General features: G+C 64.7%; 26 protein-coding genes. All 26 read right to left on the bottom strand.

Annotated elements, in window-relative coordinates; translation table 11 throughout:
• Nucleotides 1–5 precede the first annotated feature (5 nt).
• Nucleotides 6–749, bottom strand: coding sequence for a flagellar motor protein (locus F791_RS0110235; protein ID WP_018139241.1), 744 nt, complete (start codon nt 747–749; stop codon nt 6–8).
• A complete protein-coding gene (locus F791_RS0110240; protein ID WP_019592529.1) occupies nt 750–1,856 on the bottom strand; it encodes a chemotaxis response regulator protein-glutamate methylesterase in 1,107 nt (368 codons plus the stop codon).
• A gap of 2 nt (nt 1,857–1,858) precedes the next feature.
• Entirely contained in the window at nt 1,859–3,991 is a 2,133-nt protein-coding gene (locus F791_RS0110245) for a chemotaxis protein CheA (protein WP_018994973.1), read from the bottom strand.
• 79 nt (nt 3,992–4,070) lie between these two features.
• On the bottom strand, nt 4,071–4,847 hold the full coding sequence (locus F791_RS0110250; RefSeq protein WP_018139238.1) for a protein phosphatase CheZ: 777 nt from the start codon (nt 4,845–4,847) through the stop codon (nt 4,071–4,073).
• A gap of 102 nt (nt 4,848–4,949) precedes the next feature.
• Nucleotides 4,950–5,330 (bottom strand): chemotaxis response regulator CheY, encoded by a 381-nt coding sequence (cheY, locus tag F791_RS0110255; protein ID WP_018139237.1) that lies wholly within the window; start codon nt 5,328–5,330, stop codon nt 4,950–4,952.
• A gap of 59 nt (nt 5,331–5,389) precedes the next feature.
• On the bottom strand, nt 5,390–6,151 hold the full coding sequence (locus F791_RS0110260) for an RNA polymerase sigma factor FliA (RefSeq protein WP_018139236.1): 762 nt from the start codon (nt 6,149–6,151) through the stop codon (nt 5,390–5,392).
• Nucleotides 6,148–6,972 (bottom strand): MinD/ParA family protein, encoded by an 825-nt coding sequence (locus tag F791_RS0110265; protein WP_018862904.1) that lies wholly within the window; start codon nt 6,970–6,972, stop codon nt 6,148–6,150. Before F791_RS0110265 ends, F791_RS0110260 begins: the two co-directional genes overlap by 4 nt.
• Nucleotides 6,959–8,209, bottom strand: coding sequence for a flagellar biosynthesis protein FlhF (gene flhF / locus F791_RS0110270; RefSeq protein WP_026333024.1), 1,251 nt, complete (start codon nt 8,207–8,209; stop codon nt 6,959–6,961). Before flhF ends, F791_RS0110265 begins: the two co-directional genes overlap by 14 nt.
• 104 nt (nt 8,210–8,313) lie before the next feature.
• Nucleotides 8,314–10,425: a flagellar biosynthesis protein FlhA gene (gene flhA, locus F791_RS0110275; protein ID WP_018139233.1), complete on the bottom strand. Its 2,112-nt coding sequence runs from the start codon at nt 10,423–10,425 to the stop codon at nt 8,314–8,316.
• Nucleotides 10,425–11,576, bottom strand: coding sequence for a flagellar biosynthesis protein FlhB (flhB, locus tag F791_RS0110280; protein WP_019592531.1), 1,152 nt, complete (start codon nt 11,574–11,576; stop codon nt 10,425–10,427). The genes flhA and flhB overlap by 1 nt, the downstream gene beginning before the upstream one ends.
• 1 nt (nt 11,577) lies before the next feature.
• Nucleotides 11,578–12,339: a flagellar biosynthetic protein FliR gene (gene fliR, locus F791_RS0110285; protein WP_018174310.1), complete on the bottom strand. Its 762-nt coding sequence runs from the start codon at nt 12,337–12,339 to the stop codon at nt 11,578–11,580.
• Nucleotides 12,340–12,357: 18 nt separating this feature from the next.
• Nucleotides 12,358–12,627: a flagellar biosynthesis protein FliQ gene (gene fliQ / locus F791_RS0110290; protein WP_012982568.1), complete on the bottom strand. Its 270-nt coding sequence runs from the start codon at nt 12,625–12,627 to the stop codon at nt 12,358–12,360.
• 11 nt (nt 12,628–12,638) lie between these two features.
• Entirely contained in the window at nt 12,639–13,406 is a 768-nt protein-coding gene (gene fliP / locus F791_RS0110295; protein WP_019592532.1) for a flagellar type III secretion system pore protein FliP, read from the bottom strand.
• The gene (gene fliO, locus F791_RS0110300; RefSeq protein WP_019592533.1) at nt 13,406–13,849 is read right to left on the bottom strand and encodes a flagellar biosynthetic protein FliO; all 444 of its coding nucleotides are present in this window, start codon (nt 13,847–13,849) and stop codon (nt 13,406–13,408) included. Before fliO ends, fliP begins: the two co-directional genes overlap by 1 nt.
• Before the next feature lie 3 nt (nt 13,850–13,852).
• A complete protein-coding gene (fliN, locus tag F791_RS0110305; protein ID WP_019592534.1) occupies nt 13,853–14,452 on the bottom strand; it encodes a flagellar motor switch protein FliN in 600 nt (199 codons plus the stop codon).
• 12 nt (nt 14,453–14,464) lie between these two features.
• The gene (gene fliM / locus F791_RS0110310; protein WP_018139228.1) at nt 14,465–15,439 is read right to left on the bottom strand and encodes a flagellar motor switch protein FliM; all 975 of its coding nucleotides are present in this window, start codon (nt 15,437–15,439) and stop codon (nt 14,465–14,467) included.
• Nucleotides 15,440–15,447: 8 nt separating this feature from the next.
• On the bottom strand, nt 15,448–15,936 hold the full coding sequence (gene fliL / locus F791_RS0110315; RefSeq protein ID WP_018993946.1) for a flagellar basal body-associated protein FliL: 489 nt from the start codon (nt 15,934–15,936) through the stop codon (nt 15,448–15,450).
• A gap of 289 nt (nt 15,937–16,225) precedes the next feature.
• Entirely contained in the window at nt 16,226–17,311 is a 1,086-nt protein-coding gene (locus tag F791_RS0110320; RefSeq protein WP_018993947.1) for a flagellar hook-length control protein FliK, read from the bottom strand.
• Between the two features lie 64 nt (nt 17,312–17,375).
• Nucleotides 17,376–17,828 (bottom strand): flagellar export protein FliJ, encoded by a 453-nt coding sequence (locus tag F791_RS0110325; RefSeq protein ID WP_026296515.1) that lies wholly within the window; start codon nt 17,826–17,828, stop codon nt 17,376–17,378.
• 1 nt (nt 17,829) lies between these two features.
• Nucleotides 17,830–19,206 carry a FliI/YscN family ATPase gene (locus tag F791_RS0110330; protein ID WP_018174305.1) on the bottom strand — a complete coding sequence of 459 codons (1,377 nt, stop codon included), beginning with the start codon at nt 19,204–19,206 and terminating at the stop codon, nt 17,830–17,832.
• Nucleotides 19,203–19,904, bottom strand: a complete 702-nt coding sequence (locus tag F791_RS0110335; RefSeq protein WP_018139223.1) for a FliH/SctL family protein — start codon at nt 19,902–19,904, stop codon at nt 19,203–19,205. Before F791_RS0110335 ends, F791_RS0110330 begins: the two co-directional genes overlap by 4 nt.
• The gene (gene fliG / locus F791_RS0110340; protein ID WP_019592535.1) at nt 19,901–20,917 is read right to left on the bottom strand and encodes a flagellar motor switch protein FliG; all 1,017 of its coding nucleotides are present in this window, start codon (nt 20,915–20,917) and stop codon (nt 19,901–19,903) included. The genes F791_RS0110335 and fliG overlap by 4 nt, the downstream gene beginning before the upstream one ends.
• A complete protein-coding gene (gene fliF, locus F791_RS0110345) occupies nt 20,904–22,562 on the bottom strand; it encodes a flagellar basal-body MS-ring/collar protein FliF (RefSeq protein ID WP_018139221.1) in 1,659 nt (552 codons plus the stop codon). The genes fliG and fliF overlap by 14 nt, the downstream gene beginning before the upstream one ends.
• Nucleotides 22,563–22,591: 29 nt before the next feature.
• On the bottom strand, nt 22,592–22,921 hold the full coding sequence (fliE, locus tag F791_RS0110350) for a flagellar hook-basal body complex protein FliE (protein ID WP_018139220.1): 330 nt from the start codon (nt 22,919–22,921) through the stop codon (nt 22,592–22,594).
• 121 nt (nt 22,922–23,042) lie between these two features.
• Nucleotides 23,043–24,416, bottom strand: a complete 1,374-nt coding sequence (locus F791_RS0110355; RefSeq protein ID WP_026333026.1) for a sigma-54-dependent Fis family transcriptional regulator — start codon at nt 24,414–24,416, stop codon at nt 23,043–23,045.
• A gap of 185 nt (nt 24,417–24,601) precedes the next feature.
• Nucleotides 24,602–25,990 (bottom strand): sigma-54-dependent Fis family transcriptional regulator, encoded by a 1,389-nt coding sequence (locus F791_RS0110360; protein ID WP_018139218.1) that lies wholly within the window; start codon nt 25,988–25,990, stop codon nt 24,602–24,604.
• Nucleotides 25,991–26,048: the final 58 nt, after the last annotated feature.

A 26,048-nucleotide genomic window follows, 5' to 3' on the forward strand; every position in this document is an offset into this window, starting at 1 on the left:
CGACCTCACTCGTGGATGAAGCCGCTAAGCTTGCTTTCAATGTTGCGGGGGTTTTCGCCCTCGGCGATTGAGATCAGCCCCTCCATCAGCATCAACTGGTGCTGCGAGCGCTTCTGGATGATTGATTTCAGCTTGTTCGCCACCGGCAGGAACAGGAGGTTTGCCGAAGCAATCCCGTAGATCGTGGCGACAAAGGCCGCGGCAATCCCCGCTCCCAGCTTGCTGGGGTCAGCCAGGTTCTGCATGACCGCCATCAGACCCATCACCGCGCCGACAATGCCAAGCGTCGGGGCGTACACCCCCATGCTCTCGAATACCTTGGCCCCCTGGGTATCAAAATGCTCGCGGTTGTCCAGATCCGCCTCGAGGATCTGGCGGATGGTCTGCGGCTCGGAGCCATCCACCAGCAACTGCAGACCCTTGCGCGCGAATTCGTCGGTCTCCTCGTCGGCCAGCGTCTCCAGACCCAGCAGCCCTTCCTTGCGTGCCACGTTGGACCACTCCACGATGCGAGCCAGCATCGCCTCGTTGTCGATCCGCGGCGGCTTGAATGCCCAGGGCAGAATGCGCATCCCGTGAAGAAACACCGCCATGCGCGCCTGCACCAGGGTTGCCCCCAGCGTCCCCAGGACCACGATCACAAACGCGGCCGCGTTCCAGAGTGCGCCCAGACCACTCCCCTTCGCGATACTCCCCCCGAGCACCGCGACGAGCCCCAGGGTGATCCCGATGAGGCTCAGGATATCCATCTAGCAGAACCCCTTGACCAGTGCCGGACCCACATCCGGCAACGGATACACCTGGTCCACGAGCCCGGCCTCTGCGACTGCAGCCGGCATCCCATACACCACCGAGGTGGCCGCGTCCTGTGCCCAGACCTGCGCCCCGGCGGTCTTCAAAGCCCGCGCACCTTCGCGGCCATCTGCGCCCATCCCGGTTAGCACCACGGCGAGCACCTGCCCGCGCAAGGCCTCGACCGCCGAGCTGAACGCGGCATCCACGCTGGGCTTGTAGATCGTGCCCAACGGGCTCTCGGTCACGCGCACCGTTGTCTGGCTGCCGCGCTCCAGCGTGGTTTGCAGACCGCCGGGGGCCAACAGGGCCACCCCAGGGCGCATGACATCGCCATCCTGTGCCTGCTTGACCCGAATTTGGCACATGGCGTCCAGGCGCTCCGCGAAGGCCGGCGTAAAGCTCGCAGGCATGTGCTGAATCAGCAAGATCGGCTGTGGGAAGTTCGCCGGCAGGGCCTTGAGCACTTCCTGCAAGGCCACCGGCCCCCCGGTGGACGTCCCGATCAACACCGCGCGGACCTGCCGCAGCGGCACGGCGGGCCGACTGACCGGCGGGGCCTGTCGCTGTACCTCGGCCGCCTTGCGGTCGGACTCTTCACGACGCGCAGAAGGGCGGGCCTCGACCGCTGGTCGCACGCTCCCTGGCTGGCTGACCGAACGGGCCCGGCTGCGCGAAAGGCTGCGCACCCGCCGGCGCAGCATCATACGCGCGCTGTCCTCATCGGACGCGATGTCGCTGAAGCGCTTCGGCAGAAAGTCCACCGCCCCTGCCTCAAGCGCATCCAGGGTCGCCTGGGCCCCCTCGGTGGTCAGACTCGAGAACATCAGTACCGGCCGGGGGTTCTCGGCCATGATCCGGCGCACCGCGGTGATGCCGTCCATCACGGGCATCTCGATATCCATGGTCACGACATCCGGGTCCAGTTCCTTGACCTTGCGAATCGCCTCCTCGCCGTTCTCCGCGCTGCCGACGACCTCGATCCCCGCGTCGGCGTCCAGAATTTCACTAATGCGGCGGCGGAAAAACCCGGAGTCATCCACCACCAGTACCTTAACCGGCATCCTTAGCCCTCGATTGTTTGCGCAGGCCGCCGGGTGCGGCCCGCCGACGGGATCTTGTGCGTCAACAAACCCACGAGATCGGCGACATCCAGGATCAGCGCAATCCCTCCATCACCCGTGATGGTCGCGCCTGCCAGGCCCTTCACGCCCTGCAGGTTCTGTCCCAGCGGCTTGATCACCACCTCTTCCTGGCCCACGAGATCATCGACGACCAGCCCTACCTTGCGATCCGCGGTATGCACCACGACCACATGCGATTCCGGTTTGGCTTCGGGGATGAATCCCGGCTTCAACCACCGCTTGAGATAGTGAACCGGAAGCGCCTGATTTCTTACGACAATGACCTCCTGGTCATCCACGTAATGGGTCTTGGTCAGATCCAGGTCCAGGATCTCCGAGACAGACGCCAGCGGGATCGCGAATCGCCGCCCGTCGAGGATGACCATCAATGCAGGGAGAATCGCCAGGGTCAGCGGCAGCTTCACCCGCAGCGTGGTCCCGACACCGATCTCGGAATCGATCTCGATGGTGCCGTTAAGCTGCGAGATCTTCGTCTTGACGACGTCCATCCCCACCCCGCGACCGGACACATCCGAGATCTCGGTCTTGGTGGAGAACCCGGCCATGAAGATGACGTTGAAGGCCTCGCGATCGGTCATCCGCTCGGCCATCGCGGGTTCCATCAGACCCTTCTCGACGACCTTGCGCCGCAGGGCCTGCGGATCCATGCCACCCCCATCGTCCTTGATCAGCAAGGCGATGTGATCGCCTTCCTGAGCCGCGCCAAGCACCACCGTCCCCTTGCGCGGTTTGCCGGCCTTCTCGCGCACCTCCGGAGTCTCGATCCCATGATCCACGGCGTTGCGCACCAGATGCACCAGCGGATCGGACAGGGCCTCGACCAGGTTCTTGTCGAGGTCGGTGTCCTCGCCGAAGATCTCCAGCTCGATCTCCTTCCCCAGGCTGCGCGACAGATCGCGGATCACGCGCGGGAAGCGATTGAAGACCTTATTGACCGGTTGCATGCGGGTCTTCATCACCGACGTCTGAAGATCCGACGTGACCAGCGCCAGCGAACTAATGGCCTTGCCCAGCTCGTCGTCCACATGCTGGGTTCGCAACATGCTCAGGCGGTTGCGCACGAGCACCAGCTCCCCGACCAGATTCATAATCTCGTCGAGACGTTCGGTGTTCACACGGACCGAGGCCTCGCCCTGAGGGGCCTGCCGGGCGCCGGCCGCCGCGGCCGCAGGCGAAGACGCCTGTGGCTTGGCTTCGGGAGCCGGCGGTTCCTGTGTCGCGCCAGCGGCTTCGGGCTCCACGCTCGGCTCTTCATGCGGGGACGACTCAGTCACAGCGGGTGCCGGCGCTGCAGTGGCGGGAGGCCCATCACCTCGCGCCTGCAACTCGTCCAGGAGGTTCTCGAACTCATCGTCGGAAATCAGGTCCTCGCCGTCGTCCCCTGGCCCGGCTGCATCCGAATCGGTGCCGGGCAACCCGGCGTCCTCAGTCGACGGCGTAGCGGAGTCCTGGGCCGCCTGCGGCGAACCATCGCCGTGCAGCGAATCCAGCAGGGCCTCGAACTCGTCATCGGTAATCTCGTCATCGGCACCGACCAGCCCCGACTCATCCCCTCCAGCCTTCGCAGTGGCTTCCACCTCGGCGGGGGGTGCCGGTTCCGGCTCCGGTTCGGGGGGCACGTCTGGCGTCGCGATTGCGGCGGGTTCGGAATTGCCGGCCACGTCTTCATTCTTGGCCATCCGCCGCAGGTCTTCGACGAGATCGGCCTCCGCGGGCGTCGGATCGACCCCGGAGCGGAGGTCGCCAAACATCACGTTCAACGTATCGAGGACCCGCAGCATGGTATCCATCAGGTGACCGTCGACCTGACGTTCCCCATTGCGCAGGAGATTAAACACATCCTCTGCGTGATGGCAGACGGTCACCAGCGGATCCAGGCTCAGAAAGCCCGCGCCACCCTTGATCGTGTGAAAGCTGCGAAATACCGCGTTCAACAGATCCCGGTCATCGGGATGCTGTTCCAGGTCGATCAGCTGCTCGTTGAGTCCTTCGAGCAGTTCCCCGGCCTCGATCAGGAAGTCCTGAAGGATTTCGTCGTTGGGGTCGATGGCCATTCGGTCTCTCCGTTCCGGTGAGGCTTGCCGTTGAGGGGTGGGCGCCGGGAAGCCGCCGATTCAGGGATCAGCGGGCTACCTAGAAGCCCAGGCTGGACAACAGATCGTCCACCTCGTCCTGTCCTTGAACGACATCCTGGCCGGAATCTTGAGTCTTCGGCACTGCTGGCCCGTGTCCACGCCGATCGCCCTCACGCCGCTCGGCATCGTCATCCAGCGTCTTCTCCGCAGCCTCGACCGTCTCCATACGCCCGCTGGACAGCCGAATCAGCGTGACCAGGTTCTCCTCCAGGTCGGTCACGAGCTGAATCACGCGCCGGATCACCTGCCCGGTAATATCCTGGTAGCTCTGCGCCATCAGAACCTCCGACAGCAGGCGGCGCAGCTCTTCGGTATCGTCGTTGGCCTGAGCAAAAAACTCGTCCAGCTCACGAGCGAACTCCCGGAACTCGTCGACCGAGAGTTGCCGATTGCGAAAACGGGTCCACTTCGCCGTCAGTTGGCCGGCCTGCTGGCTGAACGATTCGGCAATGGGGAGACTCGTCTCGATCGCGGTCAGGGTCTCGTGCGCGGCCTTCTCGGTCATCGTGACCACATAATTGAGACGCTCGCGGGCATCCGGGATCTCGGCCTGGGTCAACTCGACCAGCCGCGAATCCCCCCGGAAGCTTTGCAAGGCCTCGTGCAGGTCGCGCGTAAGCTTTCCGAGCTCGTCGAAGAGTTCGCGGTCGTAGGGGCGCGCCAGATCCTGGATCAACGCGCGCGCGGCCACCTCATCCCCTGCCTCCAGAACCTGCACGAGCTCCCGCGCGCGAGCGATTTGCTGCTCACTGATCGATTGTTCTTGGTCTGTCATCCAAAGCCCCTTGCTCGCTCCCCATCCCGAACGTGATGACCGGGATCGATCCCCCGGCCATCCATTTGTCTGGACCAGGAGACTTCGACACCGAATCCCAAACTAGCCTTGGGATTCAATGCGTTCGAATATTTTGTCGATCTTTTCCTTGAGGGTTTCCGCAGTAAAGGGCTTCACCACGTAGCCGTTCACGCCCGCCTCGGCCGCCTCGACGATCTGATCCCGCTTGGCCTCCGCCGTCACCATCAGCACCGGCATCGTCTTCAGCTTCTCGTCGGCACGAACCGCCCGCAGCAGGTCGATGCCCGGCATATTGGGCATGTTCCAGTCGGTAATCAGAAAATCGAAGTCGCCGTTCTGGAGCATCGGCAATGCCGTGCTGCCGTCATCGGCCTCTTGGGTGTTGTTGAAGCCAAGATCACGCAACAGGTTCTTGATGATCCGTCGCATCGTGGAGAAGTCGTCCACGATGAGAATTTTCATTCCCTTGTCCACAGGTCACTCCGGGATAAATGATTCATATGAGTACTAGAGCTTGGCCTTCAGAATAACTGCAAAGCCTCGCCGTCTTCGAGCCAGGAGCCCAGGCGCGCGCGCAGTCGGATAACGGCCTGACTGCGGATCTGGCTGACGCGCGACTCGGTCACCCCGAGTACCGCGCCAATCTCGCGCAGGTTGAGCTCCTCGATGTAATAAAGCGACAACACCAGACGTTCGCGTTCGGGCAAATCGCCCAGCGCGGCGGCCAGCTCCTCGCGAAACTCCCCGGCCTCGATCGTGCGCGAGGGCGAGGCCTCCTGCCCCTCGATCACCCGGTCCGCATCACCATCGGTGCCGCCCAGATCATCCAGCGCGAACAGATGGGCGCCGGCATGGTCCTGCAGCATCGAGTAGTACTCGTCGATCGGGACCTCGAGTTCCTCGGCCACCTCGACCCCGCGCGCCGCACGCCCCTCCCTGGCCTCGACCGTCTGGATCGCCTCGGCGATCTTGCGGCTGTTGCGGTGCACCGATCTCGGGGTCCAGTCACTGCGGCGTAACTCGTCGATCATCGCGCCACGGATGCGAATCCCGGCGTAGGTCGCAAACGTCGCGCCCTGCCCGCCCTCGAATTGCCGCGCGGCCTCCAGCAGGCCAATCATGCCGGCCTGGATCAGGTCATCGACCTGGACCGAGGAAGGGAGGCGAGCCATCAGATGGTGCGCGATGCGGTGCACCAGCTCGATATGTTCCGCGACGCGCTGCTCGTGGCCGGCTGCGGCCACGTTCTCGTATCCGTGGAGGCGATTACGCGTCGCCATCATGCGCTCTGCAGCATCCGTTCGACGAAAAACCCGACACCACCATCGGCACCACGGGCCACCGGCCAGCGGTCGACCGCACGGGCGAGTTCGGTAAAGGCCTTGGCCGCCGGGCTGCCCGGATATTGCTGCACGACCGGTGCCCGTTTCTGTACGGCCTTGCGCAGATGCTCGTCCATCGGGATGTAACCGGCGAGATCCAGGATGACTTCCGGCAGGTAGTTGTCGCAAACCGTGGTGAGTTTCTGCAACAAGCGCTCGGCGCCCGCGCGGTCCTGGACCATATTCGTGACCAGCCGGAAACGCCGCATGCCATGATCTCGATGCAGCACCTTGATCAAGGCATAGGCATCGGTGATGGACGCCGGCTCGTCGCAGACGACGACCAGGGTCTCCTGGACCGCTCGACAGAAGGTCGTGACGGATTCCTGCAGGCCCGCTGCCGTATCCACCACCAGCACATCCAGCGGCTTGGAATAGGCGCTGAATGCCTGGATCAAACCGTTGTGCTCGAGCTGCGTGAGATTCGCCATCGCCGCGATCCCCGAGGCCGACGGGATGACCTTGATCCCCTCCGGGCCCTCGATCAGCACATCCTGGAGGTCGTCCACCTGTCCGGTCACCAGGTCATGCAGGGTGCGCTCGGGTCGCAGTCCGAGCAGCACATCGGCATTGGCCAGCCCCAGGTCGGCATCAAACAGCATGACCTCGCGGCCCAGCCGCGCGAGCGCCACGGACAGGTTGACCGACACATTGGTCTTGCCGACGCCGCCCTTGCCGGAGGCAACCGCAATGACCTTCAACGGCTGATTAGTGCGTGGCATAGCGTCCTTTCCCCACCGGATGGATCATCTCCAGAACGCCCGCATCCTGAGTACGGCGCGGCGACGGCGCATTGCGGCCGGCATTCGAGAACTCCGCCAGGCTTGCATCGGTCCATCGTTCATCGCGGGAGGATCGACGCGCGGGGCCGCGCTCTTCGCCGAGCGCCCGCCGGGTCAGATCGCCCGTCTCGACCCGGTGGAAGTCTTCGGCAATCCGCTGTCCATCGCTGACAAACGTGAGCCCAAGGTGTTGATCGAGCAATACCGACAACGTCTCCCCCAACTGTTCGGCTTCGTCGAGTTTGGTCAGCACCAGCGCCGATGGCTCCGTCTTCCGGAACGCATCCAGCACCCTTCGCAGCGCCGCCGCCTGAGTGGTCGCGGAGACGACCAGCCAGCTCTCGCGCCGGACATGGTCCGGCCAGCCGGCAAATAGCGACTCGTCGCCCACCGCGGAAGGTGCCTGCCCGGCGGTGTCGACCAGAATCAGATGCCCATCCTCTGCTCGCGCGGTCATGTCGCGCAACTCGCGCGGGCTCTGCAGCACCCGCAATGACACGCCCGCCATCTGCGCGAACGCCTGCAGCTGGCGCGTGGCCCCAATGCGCTGGGTGTCCAGTGTGACCAGCGTAACCGAATCCGCACCCATACGACGGATTTGACGCAAGGCAATGCGTGCGAGTGTAGTGGTCTTGCCCACCCCCGTAGGCCCCACCAGGGCCAGCACGCCACCTTCATCCAGGATGTCCGGATGGCGGGTCGCGATCGCCCCGGAAAGGCGTGCGCGCAGCCTCTCCCAGGCCTGCTCCACCGTGCTGTCGTCGAGAATACTCCCGGCGAGACTGCGCGCCAGTGACTCGCTGAACCCACGGTCCATCAGACGCGCCTTGCACTCCGCCGCCAGCGGATGCCGCGCCGCCCACTGTGCGGCCTCGTTGTCGCTGTGCTGGCGGGTGAGCAGGCTGCGCAGATCCCGCAGCTCCTGGCGCATCGCGGCCAGCTCGGGGTCCGCGGGCCAGGCCGAGCCCGAGCCCGGGCTCGGACGCGAGTCGGATGCCGGCGCCTCACGCGGGGCATGGACCGCGTTCACCGCAGCCTGCTGCTCGCGCTCGGAGACCCCCGCATCGCCATCTTCCAGCGCCGCGACAACCTCCAGCCAACCATCGACACGGCGGCTCGACAGGATCACGGCATCCTCGCCCTGCTGTTCACGCACCTGCCGCATCGCATCGCGCATGTCGCGTGCCCGGTACCGTCTCACATTCATCGCTGTTCTCCCGCTCCGCTCAAGGAAAACACTGATCAGTGTTTCCCTCTCGTATCCGATCGCTACTGTTCGTCTCAGGCACCTGTGGGCGTTGCCTGCCGGGCCGAGTCTTCCTGGCCCACCGTGGCCACCACGCGGATCCGCCGGTTATCGGGGATCTCGGTAAAGGCCAGCACCGCCAGGCTGCGCACGGCTCCGCGGAGCCACCCGGCAATCCAGGAGCGGATCTCCGGGGCCACCACCAGGATGGCCGGCTGCCCGCTGGCTTCCTGGCGCTGGGCCGCCTCGGACACCGACCGCTGCAGGCGTTCCGCCAGGCCCGGTTCCAGCCCCACGGTCTCGCCATTACTGCCCTGAAGAGACTTATGCAAAAGCTGTTCCAACGAGGGATCGAGCGCGATCAATGGCAGCTCATCGTCCGGCCCCACTAGGTCCTGCACGATCGAGCGCGACAGCGAGACACGCACGGCCGCAGTCAAAACGCCGGGATCCTGACTCTTCACGCCCTCCTCTGCCAGGGTTTCGGCGATCGTGCGCAGGTCGCGGATCGAGACCTGCTCGGCCAGCAGGTTCTGCAGCACCTTCAGGATTACCGACAGCGAGAGTGTCTTCGGCACCAGATTCTCGACCAGCTTCGGCGAATGCCGTGCCAGCTGGTCCAGCAGATGCTGGGCCTCTTCGTGACCAATCAGGCGATGGGCGTTCTCGCGGAAGACCTGCGACAGATGCGTGGCGATCACGGTGGAACAGTCGACCACGGTGTAGCCGGCGCCCTGCGCCTGATCGCGATCCGCCGGATCGATCCACAAGGCGTCCAGATTGAAGGTCGGATCCTTGGTCGGCGTGCCCGGAACGGTGCCGAACACCTCGCCCGGATTGATCGCCAGCTCGCGATCGGGGAAGACCTCGGCCTCCGCCACCGTGACACCCAGCAGGGAGATGCGATAGGCATTCGGACTCAGTTCCAGGTTGTCGCGGATATGGACCGGTTGCAGCAGGAACCCCAGCTCCTGGGAGAGCTTGCGGCGCACACCCTTGATCCGACCCATCAGCTGACCGTCCTGAGTGCGATCCACCAGCGGGATCAAGCGATAGCCGACTTCCAGGGAGACGAGGTCGATCGGCGGCACGTCGTCCCAGGTGAGATCGCGATTTTCCGGACTGGTGTCCGCCGCTTCGTCAGGCACGCGCTCCACCTCCACGGCCTGCTCGCGCTCGCGCCGCTGCATCAGGTAGGCCGAGCCAATGGCCAGCGAGGCGAGACCCAGGAACACGGCATTGGGCATACCCGGCACCAGCCCCAGCGCGGCGATCACGCCACCTGCCACGTACAGCACGCGCGGGTTCGAGAACATCTGCCCGAACACCTGCTGGCCCATGTCCTGGGTGCTGGAGACACGGGTCACGATGATCGCGGTGGCCGAGGACAGCACCAGCGACGGGATCTGCGCGACCAGACCATCGCCAATGGTCAGCAGCACGTAGTTCGTCGCGGCGTCGCCCATCGACATGCCGTGCTGCAGCGTGCCGATGGTCAGGCCGCCAATGATGTTCACGAACAGGATGAGAATCCCGGCGATTGCGTCCCCGCGCACGAACTTCGAGGCACCGTCCATCGAGCCGTAGAAGTCCGCCTCGCTGGCGATCTCCTCGCGGCGCTTGCGCGCCTCTTCCTGGGTCAGAATTCCGGCATTCAGGTCGGCGTCGATCGCCATCTGCTTGCCCGGCATGGAATCCAGGGTGAACCGGGCGCTGACCTCGGAGACACGCCCCGCGCCCTTGGTCACCACCACGAAGTTGATGATGATCAGGATGGCGAACACCACCAGACCGACGGTGTAGTTGCCGCCCACGACGAAATCGCCAAAGGCCTGGATGACCTGGCCCGCGGCGTCAGTGCCGGTATGCCCCTCCAGCAGGATCACGCGCGTGGAGGCCACGTTCAGCGCCAGGCGCAGCAAGGTGGCGACCAGCAGCACGGTCGGGAAGACCGCGAACTCCAGCGGCCGCGGCGTGTAGACCGCGACCATGATCACGACCAGCGACAGCGCGATGTTGAAGGTGAACAGGACGTCCAGGGCGATGGGCGGCAGCGGCAGCACCATCATCGAGAGCATCGCGATCAGCAGGATCGGCGCCCCCAGGCCCCACTTGCCGACAGTCCCCAGGCGGTCGAAGAAGGCCATTAGCGGTTCCTCCGACGGCCGCGCGGCTGCTGCGGATCGAGATAGTCTTCCGGCACCGGCAGGTCATCCGGCATCGCGACGTCTGCATCCGCGCGCTTCAGCTGATAGACGTAGGCGAGGATGCGCGCGACTGCGACGAACAGCCCGTTCGGTATCTCCTGGTTCAGGTCCGTGGTGAAGTAGATTGCACGCGCCACCCGGGGTGCCTCGACGCGAATGATTTTGTGTTCGTCCGCGACCGCGCGGATCGACGCCGCGACCTCGTCCACGCCCTTCGCCACGAGCTTCGGCGCAGCCATGCGCGAGGCCTCGTAGGTAATCGCTACCGCGTAGTGGGTCGGGTTGGTGATGACCACGTCGGCCTTCGGGACTTCCTCCATCATCCGACGCTGCGCCATCTCCTGCTGCAGCTGCCGGATCTTCTGCTTGACCTCCGGCTTGCCGTCGGTCTCCTTGTACTCGTCCTTCAGCTCCTGGCGCGTCATGCGCAGCTGCTTCTGGTGGTTCCACATCTGGAACGGCGCGTCGATCGCGGCCACCAGGATCAGTGCGGCCGAGACCGCCACGAACGTCCCCAGCGCCAGCTGCGCCGCGTGCGCGATCGCTTGCTCAAGGGGCTCGTAGCCGAGCATCAGCAGGCGATCCGAAAAGGCCCACAACACCGACATCGCGACACCCGCGATGAGCACGAACTTGGCGAAGGTCTTGCCAAACTCCATCAAACCCTGCCACGAAAAAATGCGCTTGAGACCCTTGAGCGGGTTCAGCTTGGAGGCCTTGGGTTTCGCCGCCTGCCAGGAGAAGTTGGCGCCGCCGATCAGGATGGGCGCCAGTACCGCCGCGACCATCAGCACGCCAAAAAGCGGCAGCAGCGTGTGCAACGTCATGAAGATCTGTTCCGACAGATACGGCAGCAGCAGCGAGCTGTCATAGGCCAGATCACGCTCGATGTCGAAGCGCCCGGCCGTCTGTTCGGCCAGCTGCCCGCCCATCGTCGGCCCGAAGAACGTCATGAACCCGCCGGCCGCCATCAGTACGAGGAAGGTCGACAGCTCCCGCGAACGCGGGACCTGACCCTTCTCCTTCGCCTCGCGCAGGCGTTTCGGAGTCGGCTGTTCGGTTTTCTCTTGTCCGCTCTCGTTCTCGGCCATCCTAGAACCCCAGCATCGCTTGCATCAGGCCAAAACCTTCGAACAACAGATCCCCAAGCCGCTCCGGCAACCCGGGCATGGTCAGCATCAGCAGGATGAAGCCCATCAGGATCATCATCGGAAAGCCCACCGCGAAGATGTTCAGCTGCGGCGAGGCCCGGGTAATCACCCCCATCGACAGGTTGACCAGCAGCAGCGAGGCCACCGCCGGGATCGCAACCAGCACGGCCCCCTGGAACATGACACTGCCAAACGCGATCAGCGACGCCAGCGCCTCGGCATCCAGCCCCGAGGGGGCGACCGGCAGCGTCTCGAAGCTGGTCAGAAGCAGCTCGAGCGCGATCAGATGCCCATTCATTGCCAGGAAGATCAACGTGGCCATGATCACGAAGATCGTGGAGACCACCGGCACCTGCACGCCCTGTGCCGGATCCACGATCGAGGCGAAACCAAGACCCATCGACAGTGCGATCACCTCGCCGGCCTGCGTCAGTGCGGAAAAGACCATCTGCAGGATGAAGCCCATCACCAGACCGATCAGGATCTGGTGCACGGTCACCACCACGCCCTCGATGCTGATCGGGTCCACTGCTGGCAGCGCCGGCCCCTGCATGGCCACGAAGATCGCCAGCACCAGGGCAAACAGGATGCGCACCGTCGCGGTGAGCTGATCACCGCCGAACACCGGCATCACCAGGAGCATCGCCCCAATGCGGGCAAACGGCCACATGACCGCCCCCACCCACACGAGGATCTGCTCCATGGCGAGGTTCACGGCTGCCTACCCCACCATGCCCGGCGCGGCATCATAGAGTCGCTCCGTGTATTCGATGATCAGCGCCAGCATCCAGTGTCCGGAGATCAGCAAGGCGGCAAACATCGCCAGCAGCTTGGGGATGAAGGACAGCGTCATCTCCTGGATCTGGGTCGCGGCCTGCAGCATCCCGATCGCCAGGCCCACGGCCAGGGCCGTCAGCAGCGGCGGCGCGGCCAGCAGGACCACGACCGTGAGCGTCTCGCGCCCGACATCAACCACCATTTCGGGTGTCATCGCGTATCCCCCTAAACGAAGAAGCTGGTGGCAAGCGTGTTCATCATCAGCGCCCAGCCATCGACGAGGACGAACAGCATCACCTTGAACGGCAGCGAGATGATCAGCGGCGACAACATGACCATCCCCATCGACATCAGGACCGAAGCCACCACCAGGTCGATAATCAGGAACGGAATCAGGATCAGGAATCCGATCTGGAAGGCCGTCTTCAGTTCGCTGGTTACGAAAGCCGGCACCAGCAGGCGCAACGGGATGTCATCAGCGTCATCGAATCCGTCGATGCCGTTGATCTCGGCAAACATGCGGATATCGCTCTCGCGGGTGTGCGCGAGCATGAATTCGCGAAGGGGCTGCACACCGGCCTGCAGGACTTCTTCGGTCCCCATCTCCTCGTTCATGTACGGGACCACGGCGCTCTCGTAGATCTCGTCGAATACGGGTGCCATCACGAACAGGGTGAGGAAGAACGCCAGGCCAATGAGGATCTGGTTCGAGGGGGTCTGCGTCGTCCCCAGCCCCTGGCGCAGGATCGCCAGCACCACGAGGATGCGGGTAAATGCCGTCATCATGATCAGCGCCGCCGGCAACAACGTCAGCAGCGTCATCAGCAGCAGGATCTGCAGGGTGACGGAATAGGTCTCGCCGCCCTCGCCGTCGGTGGTCACCGTCAGCGCCTCGATCCCCTCGCCGCCGAACTGACCCCAGGCCAGCCCCGGAAGCAGCAACAGCGCCAGCGCCAGAACGGCGGGCGGCAGGTACCTGAGCCGACCCGCCATCACGACCGCTCGCCTCCCGCCTCGCGCCGACCCGAGACGGCTCGGCGCAGCGCACTGGAGAAGTCAGGCGTCGTTGCCTCCTCGACGCTGACCGGCTCCCGCAGCGTGTGCAGGGTCCGCATCCCCGAGGGTGCGACCCCGATCAGGACCTGCTCCTCCCCTACCTGGACCAGCATCAGGCGCTCGCGCGTCCCCACCGAGCGCACCGCCACCAGCTCGATGGTCTGCGAACCCCGGCTCAGGCCACCCTGTGTCCGGCGAAGAATCCAGCCCAGAACGACGATCGCGATGATCACGATGACCAGCCCGCCGATCATCTGCGTCAGGTGGGCGGCGGGCGAGATCCCGCCGTTCGCCTCCTCGGCGAGGCCAATCGCAGGCCAGAGCCCCCCTGTGCCGGTCAGTCCGAGGACTGCCAGCCAATGTGCAAATCGTAGTTTCATCAGTTACTTGAGCTTGCGAATGCGTTCACTGGGGCTGATCACGTCAGTCAGCCGTATGCCGAACTTCTCGTTGACCACGACCACCTCGCCATGCGCGATGAGCGTCCCGTTCACGAGCACATCCAACGCCTCCCCCGCGAGTCGGTCGAGCTCCACCACCGACCCCTGGTTCAACTGCAGCAGATTGCGAATGGGGATGCGGCTGCGACCGATCTCCATCGAGATGGTGACCGGCACATCCAGCACCATCTGCAGATTAATGTCCTCGGCCGACATGCCGGCCGACGCCGCCAGTTCCTCCGGCTTCAGAGGTTCGGCCTCCGGATCGGGCTTGTGCTTGCGCTCCCTTTTCTCCGCTCCCATCAGGGGATCGGCCGATTCACTTCCGCTACTGCTGGCCTGGGCCTGATTCAACAGCTCGTCCGGATCGGCGGCCGGCTCACCGTCGGTGTCCTTCTGCTCGGCCAGCGCTGCGGCCCATTCGTCCGCCAGGGCGTCCTGGTCCTCTTCGGATTCCCCTTCGGCTGCCTCCGGGGTCACGTCACTGTCCTCATTGGAAGCCAGGCTCTCGTCGTCTTTCTTGTTGTCTTCGGTGTCTGCCATGGGTGCAGCCCTCTATCGCTTGATAATGCGATCCGTCACCTGGATCGCATTCTTGCCATCGGATACGCCAAACTTCCCACGAAACAGCGGGATATCTTCGACTCTCAAGGTAACGGTCTCGGGGAGATTGATCGGGATGATGTCGCCCGGCTGGATGTCGAGCAGCTCCTGCACCGTCACTTCGGTCTCGGTCAGGGTGGAGCTCACCTCGACTTCCGCGTCCTGAATCTCTTCTTCCAGCGCCTTCATCCAGCGTTGATCCACGTCGGACCGGTCCGATTGCAGCCCGGTATCCAGCTGCTCGCGGATCGGCTCGATCATCGAGTACGGCAAGGTGAAATGCAGATTGCCGCCGCCACCATCGAGCTCGATATGGAACTCGCTGATCACGACGATCTCGGTGGGCGAGACGATATTGGCGAACTGCGGGTTCACCTCCGAGTTCAGGAACTCGAAGCGCAGATCCATCACCGGCTGCCAGGCCTTGACCATGTCCTCGAATGCGCCTTCGAGGATGCCGTGGACCACGCGCATCTCCATCGGCGTGAAATCCCGTCCCTCGATGCGCGTGTGGTAGCGACCGTCGCCACCAAAGAAGTTGTCGACCAGGATGAACACCAGCTTCGGGTCGAACACGAACAGACCAGTCCCGTGCAGCGGATGCGCCCGCACCAGGTTCAGGCTGGTCGGCACGAACAAGGAGTGCATGTACTCCGAGAACTTCGAGACCCGAGTGCCGACCACGGAGAGCTCCGCAGAGCGACGCAGCATATTGAACAGGCGTACCCGGAGGTGTCGTGCAAAGCGCTCGTTGATCATCTCCAGCGTGGGCATCCGCCCACGCACGATCCGATCCTGCGTCGCGAAGTTGAACTCGCGGGCCTCTCCGTCATTCGGAAACGGGTCATCCGTTTCGATATCGCCGTCATCGACCCCATGAAGGAGGGCGTCGATCTCGTCCTGGCTGAGGATGTCCGTTTGCGCCATGGTTCTGCCTACTGCATGACCAGTTCGTTAAAGCGCACCGCTTCCACATCATGTGGTGCGTCCCGCTCCTCAAGGATCTCGGCGATCGCCTCGCGCAGCTCCTCGGCAAGCGATTCCTTCCCGTCACGCGTATTGAGGTCGTCGTAGTGTTTCTCTCCAAGCAGGCCCAGCACATCGTTGCGAACGGCCGGCATATGCCGCTCCAGTGCTTCAATCACCTCGGGGTCGGTGGTGACGACGCTTAGCTCGACCCGGAGATAGCGAATGCGTCCGGGCCCATCAATGTTCACGGTCATCGGCTCCAGCCCGTGATAGTGACGCTCGGCCGGGCCTTCTTCACCGGTCTCTTCCTCGCCACCGCCGGACAAGAAAAACCACGCAGCCGCCGCGCCGGCCCCGGCGAACACGAGCACCAGCAAAATGACAATCCAGAGCAGCCCCTTCTTGCCCTTATTGCCGGCGCCTTCTCCACCCAGTTCGACTTCCTTCTCCGCCATTTCCTACCCTCGAGATTCGTGAATCCGTCCATGTTGACGGCACGGGATCGCGCTGACTATTGCCTGAACTCATAGCAAAGGCAGTGCCAAAATTAATTTATGTAATGATTTCCGACGCTTAAGCGGTAACGAGGAGAGCACAGGAGGGGTGCAGCCGGGAATTAAAAAGGGGATCGTCAAGATTCAGCCGCCCCGAACCCGGCAGAAGACGGGATCTTGGCGGCACAACAACCGAGGTTGGGAACGACCGGGCGGGTTTACGCACCCGGTCTTTTGCAAACGGACTTACTCAGGCGAACAGGTCAAGCCGGCGGTTCAGGATCGAAAGGGTGCTACCCGTCGCCTGCTCTTCCTCGGCCTCGGACTCATCGGCCTCGCGCCCGGCCCGCTGCCCGTCAGCCAATTCCTGCTGACCTTCACGCTCTTCGGCCGCCTGATCGGACACGGTCGCATCCTCGAGCGTAAGGCCGCTCTGGGCGAGACTCTCGCGCAGCCGAGGCATCGCCGCCTCCAGAACCTCGCGGGTCACCGGATTTGCACTGATGAACTGGACGGTGGCTCGATCACCGTCCACGTTCAGGCGGACATCGAGTGTCCCCAGCTGCGGCGGGTGCAGCTTGATCTCGGTACGGCCGCCCTGGGCACGCGCCAGCATGCGGATCTGGTCCGTCAGCTCGCGCTCGCCACCCGGCTGCAGCAGCCGAGCCAGGTCCAGGCGCAACGAGCTGCGTGAACCCTCGCTGCCTTCCGCAGCCTGTACATGCGCCGGCAGAATGCCGGCCAGAGGTTCCGCGCGTCCCTGCGCCCTTTGCGTATCAGTCCCCTGGGACATCCATTGCGCCAGCAGCTCCAGAACATTCTCGCGCGAAAGGCGGCTGTTCGGACCGAGCAGCTCGGTGCCCGCCCCGCCGCCTGAAGCAGCCGAGCCCTGGCTGGACTCGAGGAACAGCCGCATGACCGCTGCAGGCAACGGCTTGATCTCGCGCGCGCCACCGTTGCCTTCGCCGCGCTCCATACGTGCAACGGACGGACCGGGGCGATCATCCACTGCCGTCATGAGCGCGGCCAGCGGCAAATCCTTGCCGCCCGATTCCACCTCGACGGCCAGTTCGCCTCCGTCCATCAGGGCTTGCAAGCGGGCCAGCATGCCCTCCAGATCGAGCCCTTCAAGCTCCTCTTCACCCACGCCCAGATCGGCCAGCAGCGCCTCGAGCTGCGGCTGAAGAATATCGAGGAAACCCTCGCCTTCTGCGGTTTTCAGGTCCTTCAACCCTTCGAGGCCTTCGAGCGCCTGAAGGTCCTTGAGGTCACTGCCACCCCCCAACAACTGCAGCAGCGGCATCATCCCCTGGCCGGCATTGCCTGTCGCGATCATCAATGGATCCTCTGAGTCATTGCCCGGCTCGTACGCCTTTGATGGGCATTCCTGGTCAGCTCATTCAAGATTCTTGCCAGTCGTTGTTCGTCTCCTGCGTGCGCGTGTGCACCTGCCGTGTCGCCCACATGTCCTGCTCATGCTGGCGACGGCGATCGGCCTCCCGCTCCTGTTCTGCAATGCGGCGCTCCAGGAGCTTTTCCAGGGACATCACCGCCCGGTGGCGGAGCAGCCACTCCTGGCGTGCCTGCTCCGCCTGGGCGCCTGCGGCCTGCGCGCGAAGGTCTTGCTGTTCCAGTGCATGCCGCAGTTGATCCCGCATCCCGGAAAGCCACTTGAGCTGATTCGTGTCATCGGGCAGTGGCGCCCGGAGATACTCGAGCTGATAGCCCTCCAGCTGGGTCCGCTGGGTCTCGACCGCGTCCAGTTGCTGCAACCGCGCCCCCAGTTGACGCGTGGCTTCACTCTCTTCGATGCGTCGCAGACGCAGAAGACGTTCCAAGCGCCGAGAATCCATTTCAGGCGCCCCCGATCAAGGCCAGCAGTTCGTCGCGGGCCTGATCAAACCCGACCGCCTCGTCGCGACCCTGCCCAAGGTAGGCCTCCAGCCGCTCGTGCATCGCCACCGCTTCATCCAGATGCGGATCCGCTCCCCTGCGGTAGGCGCCCACGGCGATCAGGTCGCGGTTGCGCATGTAGGTCGAGGCGAGATCCCGGAATCGCCGGGCCGCCTGCTCGTGCTCCGGCGTGATCAGCGCGCTCATCACTCGCGAGACCGACGCCGACACGTCGATCGCGGGATAGCGTCCGGTCTCCGCGATCTCGCGCGACAGGACCACGTGCCCGTCGAGGATCGCACGCGCCGCATCCACAATCGGGTCGTTCTGGTCATCGCCCTCGGCGAGCACCGTATAGAACGCCGTGATCGAACCACCGCCCACATCCCCGTTGCCGGCCCGCTCCACCAGTTGCGGCAGACGCGCGAACACCGAGGCGGCGTAGCCCTTCGAGGCCGGTGGCTCGCCAATCGCCATCGCGATCTCGCGCGCCCCCTGGGCAAAACGCGTGAGCGAATCCATCAACAGCAGTACATTGAGCCCCCGGTCGCGGAACGACTCCGCCACCGTGGTGGCTACCCAGGCCCCGTGCTGGCGAAGCAGCGGCGACTGGTCGGCGGGCACTGCCACGACCACGGTGCGCTGGCGTGACTCCTCATCCAGGATCTCGTGGATAAATTCATTTACTTCGCGCCCACGCTCACCGATCAGCCCGACCACGATCACATCGGCATCAGTGTTGCGTGTCATCATCCCGAGCAGAACGCTCTTCCCGACACCGGACCCGGCGAACAGGCCCAGCCGCTGCCCACGGCCGACCGACAGCAGGCCGTTGATCGAGCGAATCCCGACATCCAGCGGTTCCCGCACCGGAGCCCGCTGTAGCGGGTTGATCGGCCGCCCCGACAGCGGACTGTGGTCACGCGCGCGCAAGGGCCCTTTGCCATCCAGCGGCTGGCCATTGGCATCGATCACGCGCCCGAGCAGCGCGTCCCCGACCGGGATCTCGCGTTGGATATCGAGTGGTTCGATGCGCGCACCGGGCGTCAGGCCCGAGGCAAGCTCCTCCGGCATCAGAAAGGTGCGGTCGTTCTGGAACCCCACCACCTCGGCCGGGACGGCCGCGCCATTCTCGCCGTGGATCAGCGCCCGGCCACCCATCGGAAGGCGCAACCCCTCGGCCTCGAAGGTCAGGCCCGTCAGCCGCGACAGGCGGCCTTCGGACTGTGGCGGTTGCACGCGCTCCAGCCGGCCACGCGACTGCTGCAGACGATCCAGAAGCCCGGTGGTCAGTTGCTCTTGACCACGCTTGCGCAGGGTATCGAGGGGCGAGCTCATGAATCGTCCCCCGATACCGAAGTATCCTCGGGCGCCGTCGAACGGGCAGGCTCAGCCAGATCGCCCCAGACCGCCTCGACCGCCTGTTGCAGGCGGCGCTCCAGCGAGGCGTCCACAGACGCCGCGCCCGACTCGACGCGGCAGCCACCCCGAACAAGGTTCGTATCCGCGACCCAGCGCACCCGCGTATCCAGCGACTGGACATACTCTTCCAGCAGGTTGCGGTCATCCGGGTGCACATGCACCCGCACTTCCTGATTCCGCCCAGGCAGTTGTGCCAAGGCCTGATGCAATACCTGTTCGATCAGTTCCGGTCGGGTCTCCAGCTCGGCAGACAGCACTTTGCGGGCCAGGGCGACGGTCAACGCCAGCAGCTCCGGCTCCAGCTGGTCGGCTGCTTCGGCCAACGGGTCGGTCAGCCCACCCGCCAGTGACTCCAGTCTGGCGACCGTCTCGCGCAGCTGCTTGTCCGACTTTGCCCGCGCGGCCTTCTCGGCCTCCTGTTTCCCGACCTCGTGGCCTTCGGCGTATCCGGCCTCGAAGCCATTCTGACGTGCCTGTTCCTCGATCGCCTCGATCTCGGCGGCCGTGGGCAGTCGTCGGGGCGGCCGCAGGCCTTCATCGCCAATCTCTGGCGGTTCCCAAACCGACGCGTCGGGGTCATGGACCCGCACCTGGGCGCCGGGACGGGATGTCACAACATCGCCTCGCTACCCTGCCCGCCGAGCACGATCTCGCCGTTCTCGGCGAGGCGACGGGCCACCGCCAGGATCTCCTTCTGCGCCGCCTCGACCTCGCTCACGCGGACCGGGCCCTTGGCCTCCAGATCCTCACGCAGCATCTCGGCCGCACGCTTCGACATATTACGGAAAATCTTGTCCTGGAGCTCCTCTTCGGCGCCCTTCATGGCCAGCACCAGCGAGTCTGTCGAGATCTCGCGCAACAGAGTCTGGATGCCGCGATCGTCGATATCCACCAGGTTCTCGAAGACGAACATCTCTTCTTCGATCCGCCCGCCAAGGTCCGAATCGGACTCCTTGATAGATTCCATGATCTCGGCCTCGCGCGACCCTTCCATCAGATTCATGATGTTGGCCGCCGTGCGAACCCCACCCAGCATCGAGGTCTTGCTGGCGGCATTCCCCGAAAGCTGACGATCGAGGATTTCATCCAGCTCCTGCAGCGCCTGCGGCTGGATGCCGTCCAGCGTCGCGATTCGCATCACGACGTCCGTCTGCACGCGGGTAGGCAGGTATTGCAGCGTGTCCGATGCCTGATCGGAATCCAGGTGCGACAGGACGATCGCGACGATCTGTGGGTGTTCGTTACGCAGCATGTCGGCGATCGCGCGCGGGTCCAGCCACTTAAGGGCCTCGATCCCCTTGGAATTGCGCCCCAGCAGGATCCGGTCGATGACGCCCGAGGCCTTCTCGCCAAGGGCGTTCTCCAGCACGCTGCGCACGTACTCGTCCGCACCCACGCCGAGCGCCGTTTGCTCCTGCACATGCGCGGAAAACTCGTGCAGCGCGGAGTCCACATCCGCGCGCGAGATGCGCTCCATCGAGGCCATCGCGGTCCCGATCTTCTGGACCTCTTTGGGCCCCATATGGCGCATGACCTCGGCGGCGGCATCCTCGCCGAGACTCATCATGAACACCGCGGCGCGTTCCGCGCCATCGAGCTTCTTGGGTTGCTTGTCAACGGCCATCATCACCCAACCAGGTCTTCATTACCTGCGCCACGCGCTTCGGATCCTCGCGCACCATCTCGCGTACCGCCTCGAGATCCATCTCCTGCTGATCGGGCCCCTTGGGGCCCGTCAGTGCGGCCACGGCCGACTGCGAGCCCGCCGGCGCACCGGGACTATCTTCGTCCGACTGGTCCGTCAGCGCCCTTTGCTGGTCGGCCCGCGGATCACGCGGCGGGCTTGCCATCAGCTGCTTGAGCGCCGGGCGAACCACCGTGAGCAACAGAATCAACGCCAACAACAGGCCTGCGCCGATCTTGACCATCTCGAGGAACCACGACTGAGACCAGAACGGCACCTCGTCTTCGATCATTTCTTCCGCCGGGGCCTCAAAGGGCGCCGTCACGACGTTCAGCGTATCGCCTCGGGCCTCCGAGAATCCAACCGCTTCTCGCACCAGCGCTTCGATCCTTTCCAGCTCCTCCGCATCGCGCGCCACGCTCTCGCTGGCTCCGTCCTCGCCCAGCTGCTCACGGAAGTCCACCACGACCGCGGTGGACACCCGGCGGATACCGCCCGGCGCCTCGCGGATATGGTTGATGCGTCGATCGACCTCGTAGTTACGCGTAACGTTGGCGCTGCGGCTCGTCGGCAGCGGCGCCGGGGCCACCTCACCCTCAGCGCCCTCAACCGCCCCGCCCTCCGGCGGCTGATTGGTCAGGGCGCCGGGGACTCCCGCCGGCCCACCATCCATCCCGGTGCGCTCGTCCTCGCGCGTCTGCTCCGAACGCAGGGCGATGGTCTCGGGATCGTAGAGCTCCTCGGTGCGTTCCACCTGCGAGAAATCGATATCGGCATTGACCTGGACGCGCACCTTGTCCGAACCCACGATCGGCGCCAGCAGATCGTGGATGCGCTCGGCGTAGCGTTGTTCGACCTCGCGCGAGAACGACAGGCGGTCACTGCTGGCCATGCCGCCACGATCGGCGCCGTCCTGCGTCAACAGGCGGCCACGCTGATCGACCACCGTCACCCGCTCCGCCTCGAGCTCCGAGGTGCTGGAGGCCACCAGATGCACGACCGCGGCCACCTGCGACTCGGAAAGCGAGCGACCACCCCGGAGATGAACAACCACCGAGGCAGTGGCCGGGCGGCGATCGCGCACGAATACCGACTGTTCGGCCTGCGCGATATGCACGCGTGCCCGTTCGACCGCGTCCAGAGACGCAACGGTGCGCGCCAGCTCGCCCTCCATCGCGCGATGAAAGCGCGCCCCCTCCACCATACGGCTGGTACCCAGCCCGGTGTCTTCCTGCAGCAGCTCGAAGCCCACATCGCCCGAGCGCGGCAGGCCTTCCGATGCCAGCTGCAGTCGCGCCTCGGCCAGATCCCCCTGGGGCACCTTCACTTGTCCGGTCGTGGCATCCACCTGGTATGAAATACCGGCCTGGGACAGCGCCTGCACGACTTCCGCTGCCTCCTCGCTTTCCATGCGCGGAAACAGCGGCACATACGTCGGCCGGAAGGCCCAGTACAGTACCGCCACGATCACCACGATCGCGCCGGCGAGCATGCCCAGAAGCGCAAGCTGACGCCCCGCCGGCATGCCATTGAACTCGCGGATACCACCCGTGATTACGGTCGGCAGGGATTGTGCGTTCTCGGCCATGAGTACTTATTCTCCGTGCGGTCCGCGCATCAGACCTGCATCCGCATGATTTCCTGATACGCATTCAGGAGCCGGTTGCGTACCTGGTTCGTGGCCTCGAACGCGATGCTCGACTTGTTCATTGCCACCATGACCTGGGGCAGGCTGACGTTCTCGTCGCCCAGCTCGAAGCGAGTCTGTAGATCGGTCGCACTCTGCTGAACATCATTCACCCCGCGCAGCGAGTCGCGCAGCACGTTCTGGAAATCCGCCCCGCCGACCTTGCCCGGCTGCTGCGCGGGATTGGTCCCTTCCACGCCCGAGCTCTGCGTCAGCTGGCGCATCTGGGCCAGAACGTTCTGAATCTGCATCTCGCTCATGATTCGACTCCCCTATTCGCCATCCACGCCCACGTGTGCGTGTCTTACCCTTCGCGCCAATGCCCGATGTGGCCTGTTGGCGTCGAAACAGCACGAAGCAAAGGCCGTGCCAGTGGTCTCACTAGTGACTCGACGAAGGCACCGCGAAGCCCGATTCCCGCAACCGGGCAATCTTGTAACGCAATGTTCTGGGGCTGATTCCCAGACGTTCCGCGGCCTCCTTGCGGCGCCCGCCTGACTCGCGCAGGACATTGAGAATCACCCGACTCTCCTGTGTCTGCAGGGTCTGTTCCAGCATGGGCGTCGAGTTCTCGTCGACCGAGTCGCGGTCATCCGGGTCCGAAGCGTCCGATGGCCGACACTCGTGCGTGCCCCAGGGCATCAGCATGTCCAGGTCCAGCCAGATCGCTTCGACACCGATAACGGGTCCGCGCGCCGCATCGTGCAGCGTCACCGCACGTTCCATCACATTGGCGAGCTCGCGCACATTGCCCGGCCAGTCGTACTCGACCAGCCGTTTCCGGGCAGACGCATCGAGATCGGTCAAGGCATTGCCGCTCAACCGGCGCAGCAGGGTGCGCGCCAGCGGCACGATATCCTCCGGGCGCTCGCGCAGCGGCGGGATCCAGACAGGAAAGACATTCAGGCGGTAGTAGAGGTCGTCGCGCAGCACCCCTTCCGCCAGTGCCTCGCGCAGGTCGCGGTTCGAGGTCGCAATCACCCGTACATCCACTCGGCGGGCCTGCCGGCCGCCCAGTGGCTCTACCTCGCGTTCCTGCAGCACCCGCAGCAGCTTGGCCTGCAGGTTCACCGGGATCTCCGTGACCTCGTCGAGCAACAGCGTCCCGCCGTGAGCCTGGGCGAACTTCCCGGGCCGCGCCTCCAGTGCCCCGGTAAACGCCCCCTTCGCATGCCCGAACAACAGGGCCTCCAGCATCGTCTCCGGCAGTGCCGCGCAGTTGACGGCCTCGAACGGGCCGTTCGCACGTGGTGAGCGGGCATGCACCTGGCGGGCCAGCACCTCCTTGCCAACGCCTGACTCGCCGGTGACGAATACCGTCGCCGGGCTTGCGGCGATCCTCGAGACAAAGGCGTCCAACAACTGCATTGAGGCGCTCTGCGCCACCATCCGTGGAACCACAATGCTTGGCGACGGCCTGGCCACCGAACGCAGCCATTCAGCCATAGACTCGGCCATCTCGGGAAGGGCGAAATGCGCGGCCAAGCCTTCACGCAAGGCCCCGATCTCGGCGTCCTGCGTGGCGTCGTGCCCGACCGCGGCGACCGGCATCCGCGCCCCCAACTCAGCCCAGTGGCCCGGGGCATCCCTGCGCGCCACCAAAACCGCACGAGGGCGATGCGTCTCCAGTGCGACCGGTAGCGCCTCGCTCCGGCAAGATTCCAGCCGCACGCGCGGGATCGTGGCCAATACGCGGACCACCGCCTCGCGCAGCGCGGGTTCCGCATCGACTAGGAGAATGGTCGCTCTGGACATATACCGGTTCCTCGGAAGTTCAGGAGGCAACCAGCAAGAACCAAGCCAGAAAGAAGAAACGAAATAACTACAGTTACTTAACAAGGGGTCCGGATGCGCGTCGTCAAATCCTCGTCGGGCGTTCCGGTATCAACGCGGCCCCCACCTGACGGCTTCCCGACGATGCTGGGCCAAGGGGCAGAACCTCAGGCCTTGCCCAATCCGAACTTGCGCATACGCTCGACCAGGGTGGTGCGGCGCATACCGAGGCGGCGCGCCGCACGGGCGACGACCTGCCCGGTTTCGTTCAGCGCCGTGACGATCATTTCGCGCTCCAGGTCATTCAGATAGCCGCGCAGGTCCACGCCTTCCGGGGGCAACCCCTCGCGGGCCAGACCCAATGCCCCATTCGGCGCGCTGCCGGCCTGTCCATTCGCATCGCTCTGCGGCGGCATGGTCAGGTCTTCGATGCCCTCCGGGCGGACCCGCGGAGGGAGCTGCCCGAGGTCCACTGGCAGGTCCGGATACATGATGGCCAACTGCTCGAGCAGGTTTGCCAGTTCGCGGATGTTGCCCTTCCACGGCAGCTGGCTCAGGTGCGCCATCACGGCCGGGGTCAGGTGGGCCGGAGTCATGCCCTGCTCTCGCAACCGATCCTCCAGCGCAGCCACCAGGGACGGGATGTCGCTCGCGCGCTCGCGCAGCGGGGGTAGCTCGATGGGGAATACATTGAGCCGGAAGAACAGATCCTGACGGAAACTGCCCTCGGTCACCGCGTCATCCAGATTGCGATGCGTGGCCGCGATGATCCGTGCATTGGTGGAGATCGACTTGTTGGAACCAACGCGTTCGAACACGCGCTCCTGCAGGACACGCAGCAGCTTGACCTGCATCGGCAACGGCATGTCCCCGATCTCGTCGAGGAACAGCGTCCCGTCGCCGGCCAGTTCGAAGCGGCCCGTACGCGCGGTGAAGGCACCCGTAAAGGCCCCCTTCTCGTGCCCGAACAACTCGCTTTCGAGAAGATCCGCCGGGATTGCGCCGCAGTTGACGGCGACGAAGGGCTTGTCCGCACGATCGGAGGCCGCGTGGATCGCCCGCGCAATGACCTCCTTGCCGGACCCGGTTTCGCCCAGAATCAGCGCCGTGGCATCGGTACGGGCCACCTGCGCGACCAGGCGCTTGACCGCCAGCATCGTCGGATGCACCCCCACCAGGCCCGGCATGTCGTCATGCCCGGGCTCGCGGCCGTACCGCAGCCACTGCAAGACCTGGCTCACCTGGGCAATCGACAACGGGTGCTCCACCACGCAACCCGAACCCGGGGCGCTGACCTTCTCGCCATCGGTGGGCTGCACGACCACGGTCGTCTGCCCGTTGAGTCCCTCGAACAGGCGCTGGTCCAGCTCCGCGGCCGGGCCGCACCACCACACCGCTGCGGCGTCGGAACCCTGGTCGATCAGGGCTTCGGGGGATTGATGGGATTCGGTTTCACAACCGAGACAGGACAGAATCGCCTGTGTGTCGCGGGCAGCGCCTGGTTCACCGGTGAGAGCAATCCGTAGTTCCTGGCTGCGTCCATTCAGATCCGTCATACCGGCCACCGCTCGTAGACTGAGTTGACTCATGCAGGGTCCAAAGCCGACCCATACA

It is taken from the genome of Thioalkalivibrio sp. ALRh, assembly GCF_000381425.1.
GTDB lineage: Bacteria > Pseudomonadota > Gammaproteobacteria > Ectothiorhodospirales > Ectothiorhodospiraceae > Thioalkalivibrio.

What these genes read in the sequence shown, in the direction of transcription:
- cheY (WP_018139237.1), bottom strand. Translation starts at nt 5,330, where the DNA reads ATGAAAATTCTCATCGTGGACGACTTCTCCACGATGCGACGGATCATC.
- F791_RS0110360 (WP_018139218.1), bottom strand. Translation starts at nt 25,990, where the DNA reads ATGACGGATCTGAATGGACGCAGCCAGGAACTACGGATTGCTCTCACC.
- F791_RS0110260 (WP_018139236.1), bottom strand. Translation starts at nt 6,151, where the DNA reads ATGATGGCGACGCGTAATCGCCTCCACGGATACGAGAACGTGGCCGCA.
- fliE (WP_018139220.1), bottom strand. Translation starts at nt 22,921, where the DNA reads ATGAGCGAGATGCAGATTCAGAACGTTCTGGCCCAGATGCGCCAGCTG.
- F791_RS0110355 (WP_026333026.1), bottom strand. Translation starts at nt 24,416, where the DNA reads ATGTCCAGAGCGACCATTCTCCTAGTCGATGCGGAACCCGCGCTGCGC.
- fliG (WP_019592535.1), bottom strand. Translation starts at nt 20,917, where the DNA reads ATGATGGCCGTTGACAAGCAACCCAAGAAGCTCGATGGCGCGGAACGC.
- F791_RS0110235 (WP_018139241.1), bottom strand. Translation starts at nt 749, where the DNA reads ATGGATATCCTGAGCCTCATCGGGATCACCCTGGGGCTCGTCGCGGTG.
- flhA (WP_018139233.1), bottom strand. Translation starts at nt 10,425, where the DNA reads ATGGCCTTCTTCGACCGCCTGGGGACTGTCGGCAAGTGGGGCCTGGGG.
- fliO (WP_019592533.1), bottom strand. Translation starts at nt 13,849, where the DNA reads ATGAAACTACGATTTGCACATTGGCTGGCAGTCCTCGGACTGACCGGC.
- F791_RS0110330 (WP_018174305.1), bottom strand. Translation starts at nt 19,206, where the DNA reads ATGAGCTCGCCCCTCGATACCCTGCGCAAGCGTGGTCAAGAGCAACTG.
- F791_RS0110325 (WP_026296515.1), bottom strand. Translation starts at nt 17,828, where the DNA reads ATGGATTCTCGGCGCTTGGAACGTCTTCTGCGTCTGCGACGCATCGAA.
- fliN (WP_019592534.1), bottom strand. Translation starts at nt 14,452, where the DNA reads ATGGCAGACACCGAAGACAACAAGAAAGACGACGAGAGCCTGGCTTCC.
- F791_RS0110265 (WP_018862904.1), bottom strand. Translation starts at nt 6,972, where the DNA reads ATGCCACGCACTAATCAGCCGTTGAAGGTCATTGCGGTTGCCTCCGGC.
- F791_RS0110320 (WP_018993947.1), bottom strand. Translation starts at nt 17,311, where the DNA reads ATGATCGCGACAGGCAATGCCGGCCAGGGGATGATGCCGCTGCTGCAG.
- F791_RS0110250 (WP_018139238.1), bottom strand. Translation starts at nt 4,847, where the DNA reads ATGACAGACCAAGAACAATCGATCAGTGAGCAGCAAATCGCTCGCGCG.
- fliL (WP_018993946.1), bottom strand. Translation starts at nt 15,936, where the DNA reads ATGGCGGAGAAGGAAGTCGAACTGGGTGGAGAAGGCGCCGGCAATAAG.
- fliF (WP_018139221.1), bottom strand. Translation starts at nt 22,562, where the DNA reads ATGGCCGAGAACGCACAATCCCTGCCGACCGTAATCACGGGTGGTATC.
- fliM (WP_018139228.1), bottom strand. Translation starts at nt 15,439, where the DNA reads ATGGCGCAAACGGACATCCTCAGCCAGGACGAGATCGACGCCCTCCTT.
- F791_RS0110245 (WP_018994973.1), bottom strand. Translation starts at nt 3,991, where the DNA reads ATGGCCATCGACCCCAACGACGAAATCCTTCAGGACTTCCTGATCGAG.
- flhF (WP_026333024.1), bottom strand. Translation starts at nt 8,209, where the DNA reads ATGCGCGATGCGATGCGGCAGGTGCGTGAACAGCAGGGCGAGGATGCC.
- F791_RS0110240 (WP_019592529.1), bottom strand. Translation starts at nt 1,856, where the DNA reads ATGCCGGTTAAGGTACTGGTGGTGGATGACTCCGGGTTTTTCCGCCGC.
- flhB (WP_019592531.1), bottom strand. Translation starts at nt 11,576, where the DNA reads ATGGCCGAGAACGAGAGCGGACAAGAGAAAACCGAACAGCCGACTCCG.
- fliQ (WP_012982568.1), bottom strand. Translation starts at nt 12,627, where the DNA reads ATGACACCCGAAATGGTGGTTGATGTCGGGCGCGAGACGCTCACGGTC.
- fliP (WP_019592532.1), bottom strand. Translation starts at nt 13,406, where the DNA reads ATGGCGGGTCGGCTCAGGTACCTGCCGCCCGCCGTTCTGGCGCTGGCG.
- fliR (WP_018174310.1), bottom strand. Translation starts at nt 12,339, where the DNA reads ATGGAGCAGATCCTCGTGTGGGTGGGGGCGGTCATGTGGCCGTTTGCC.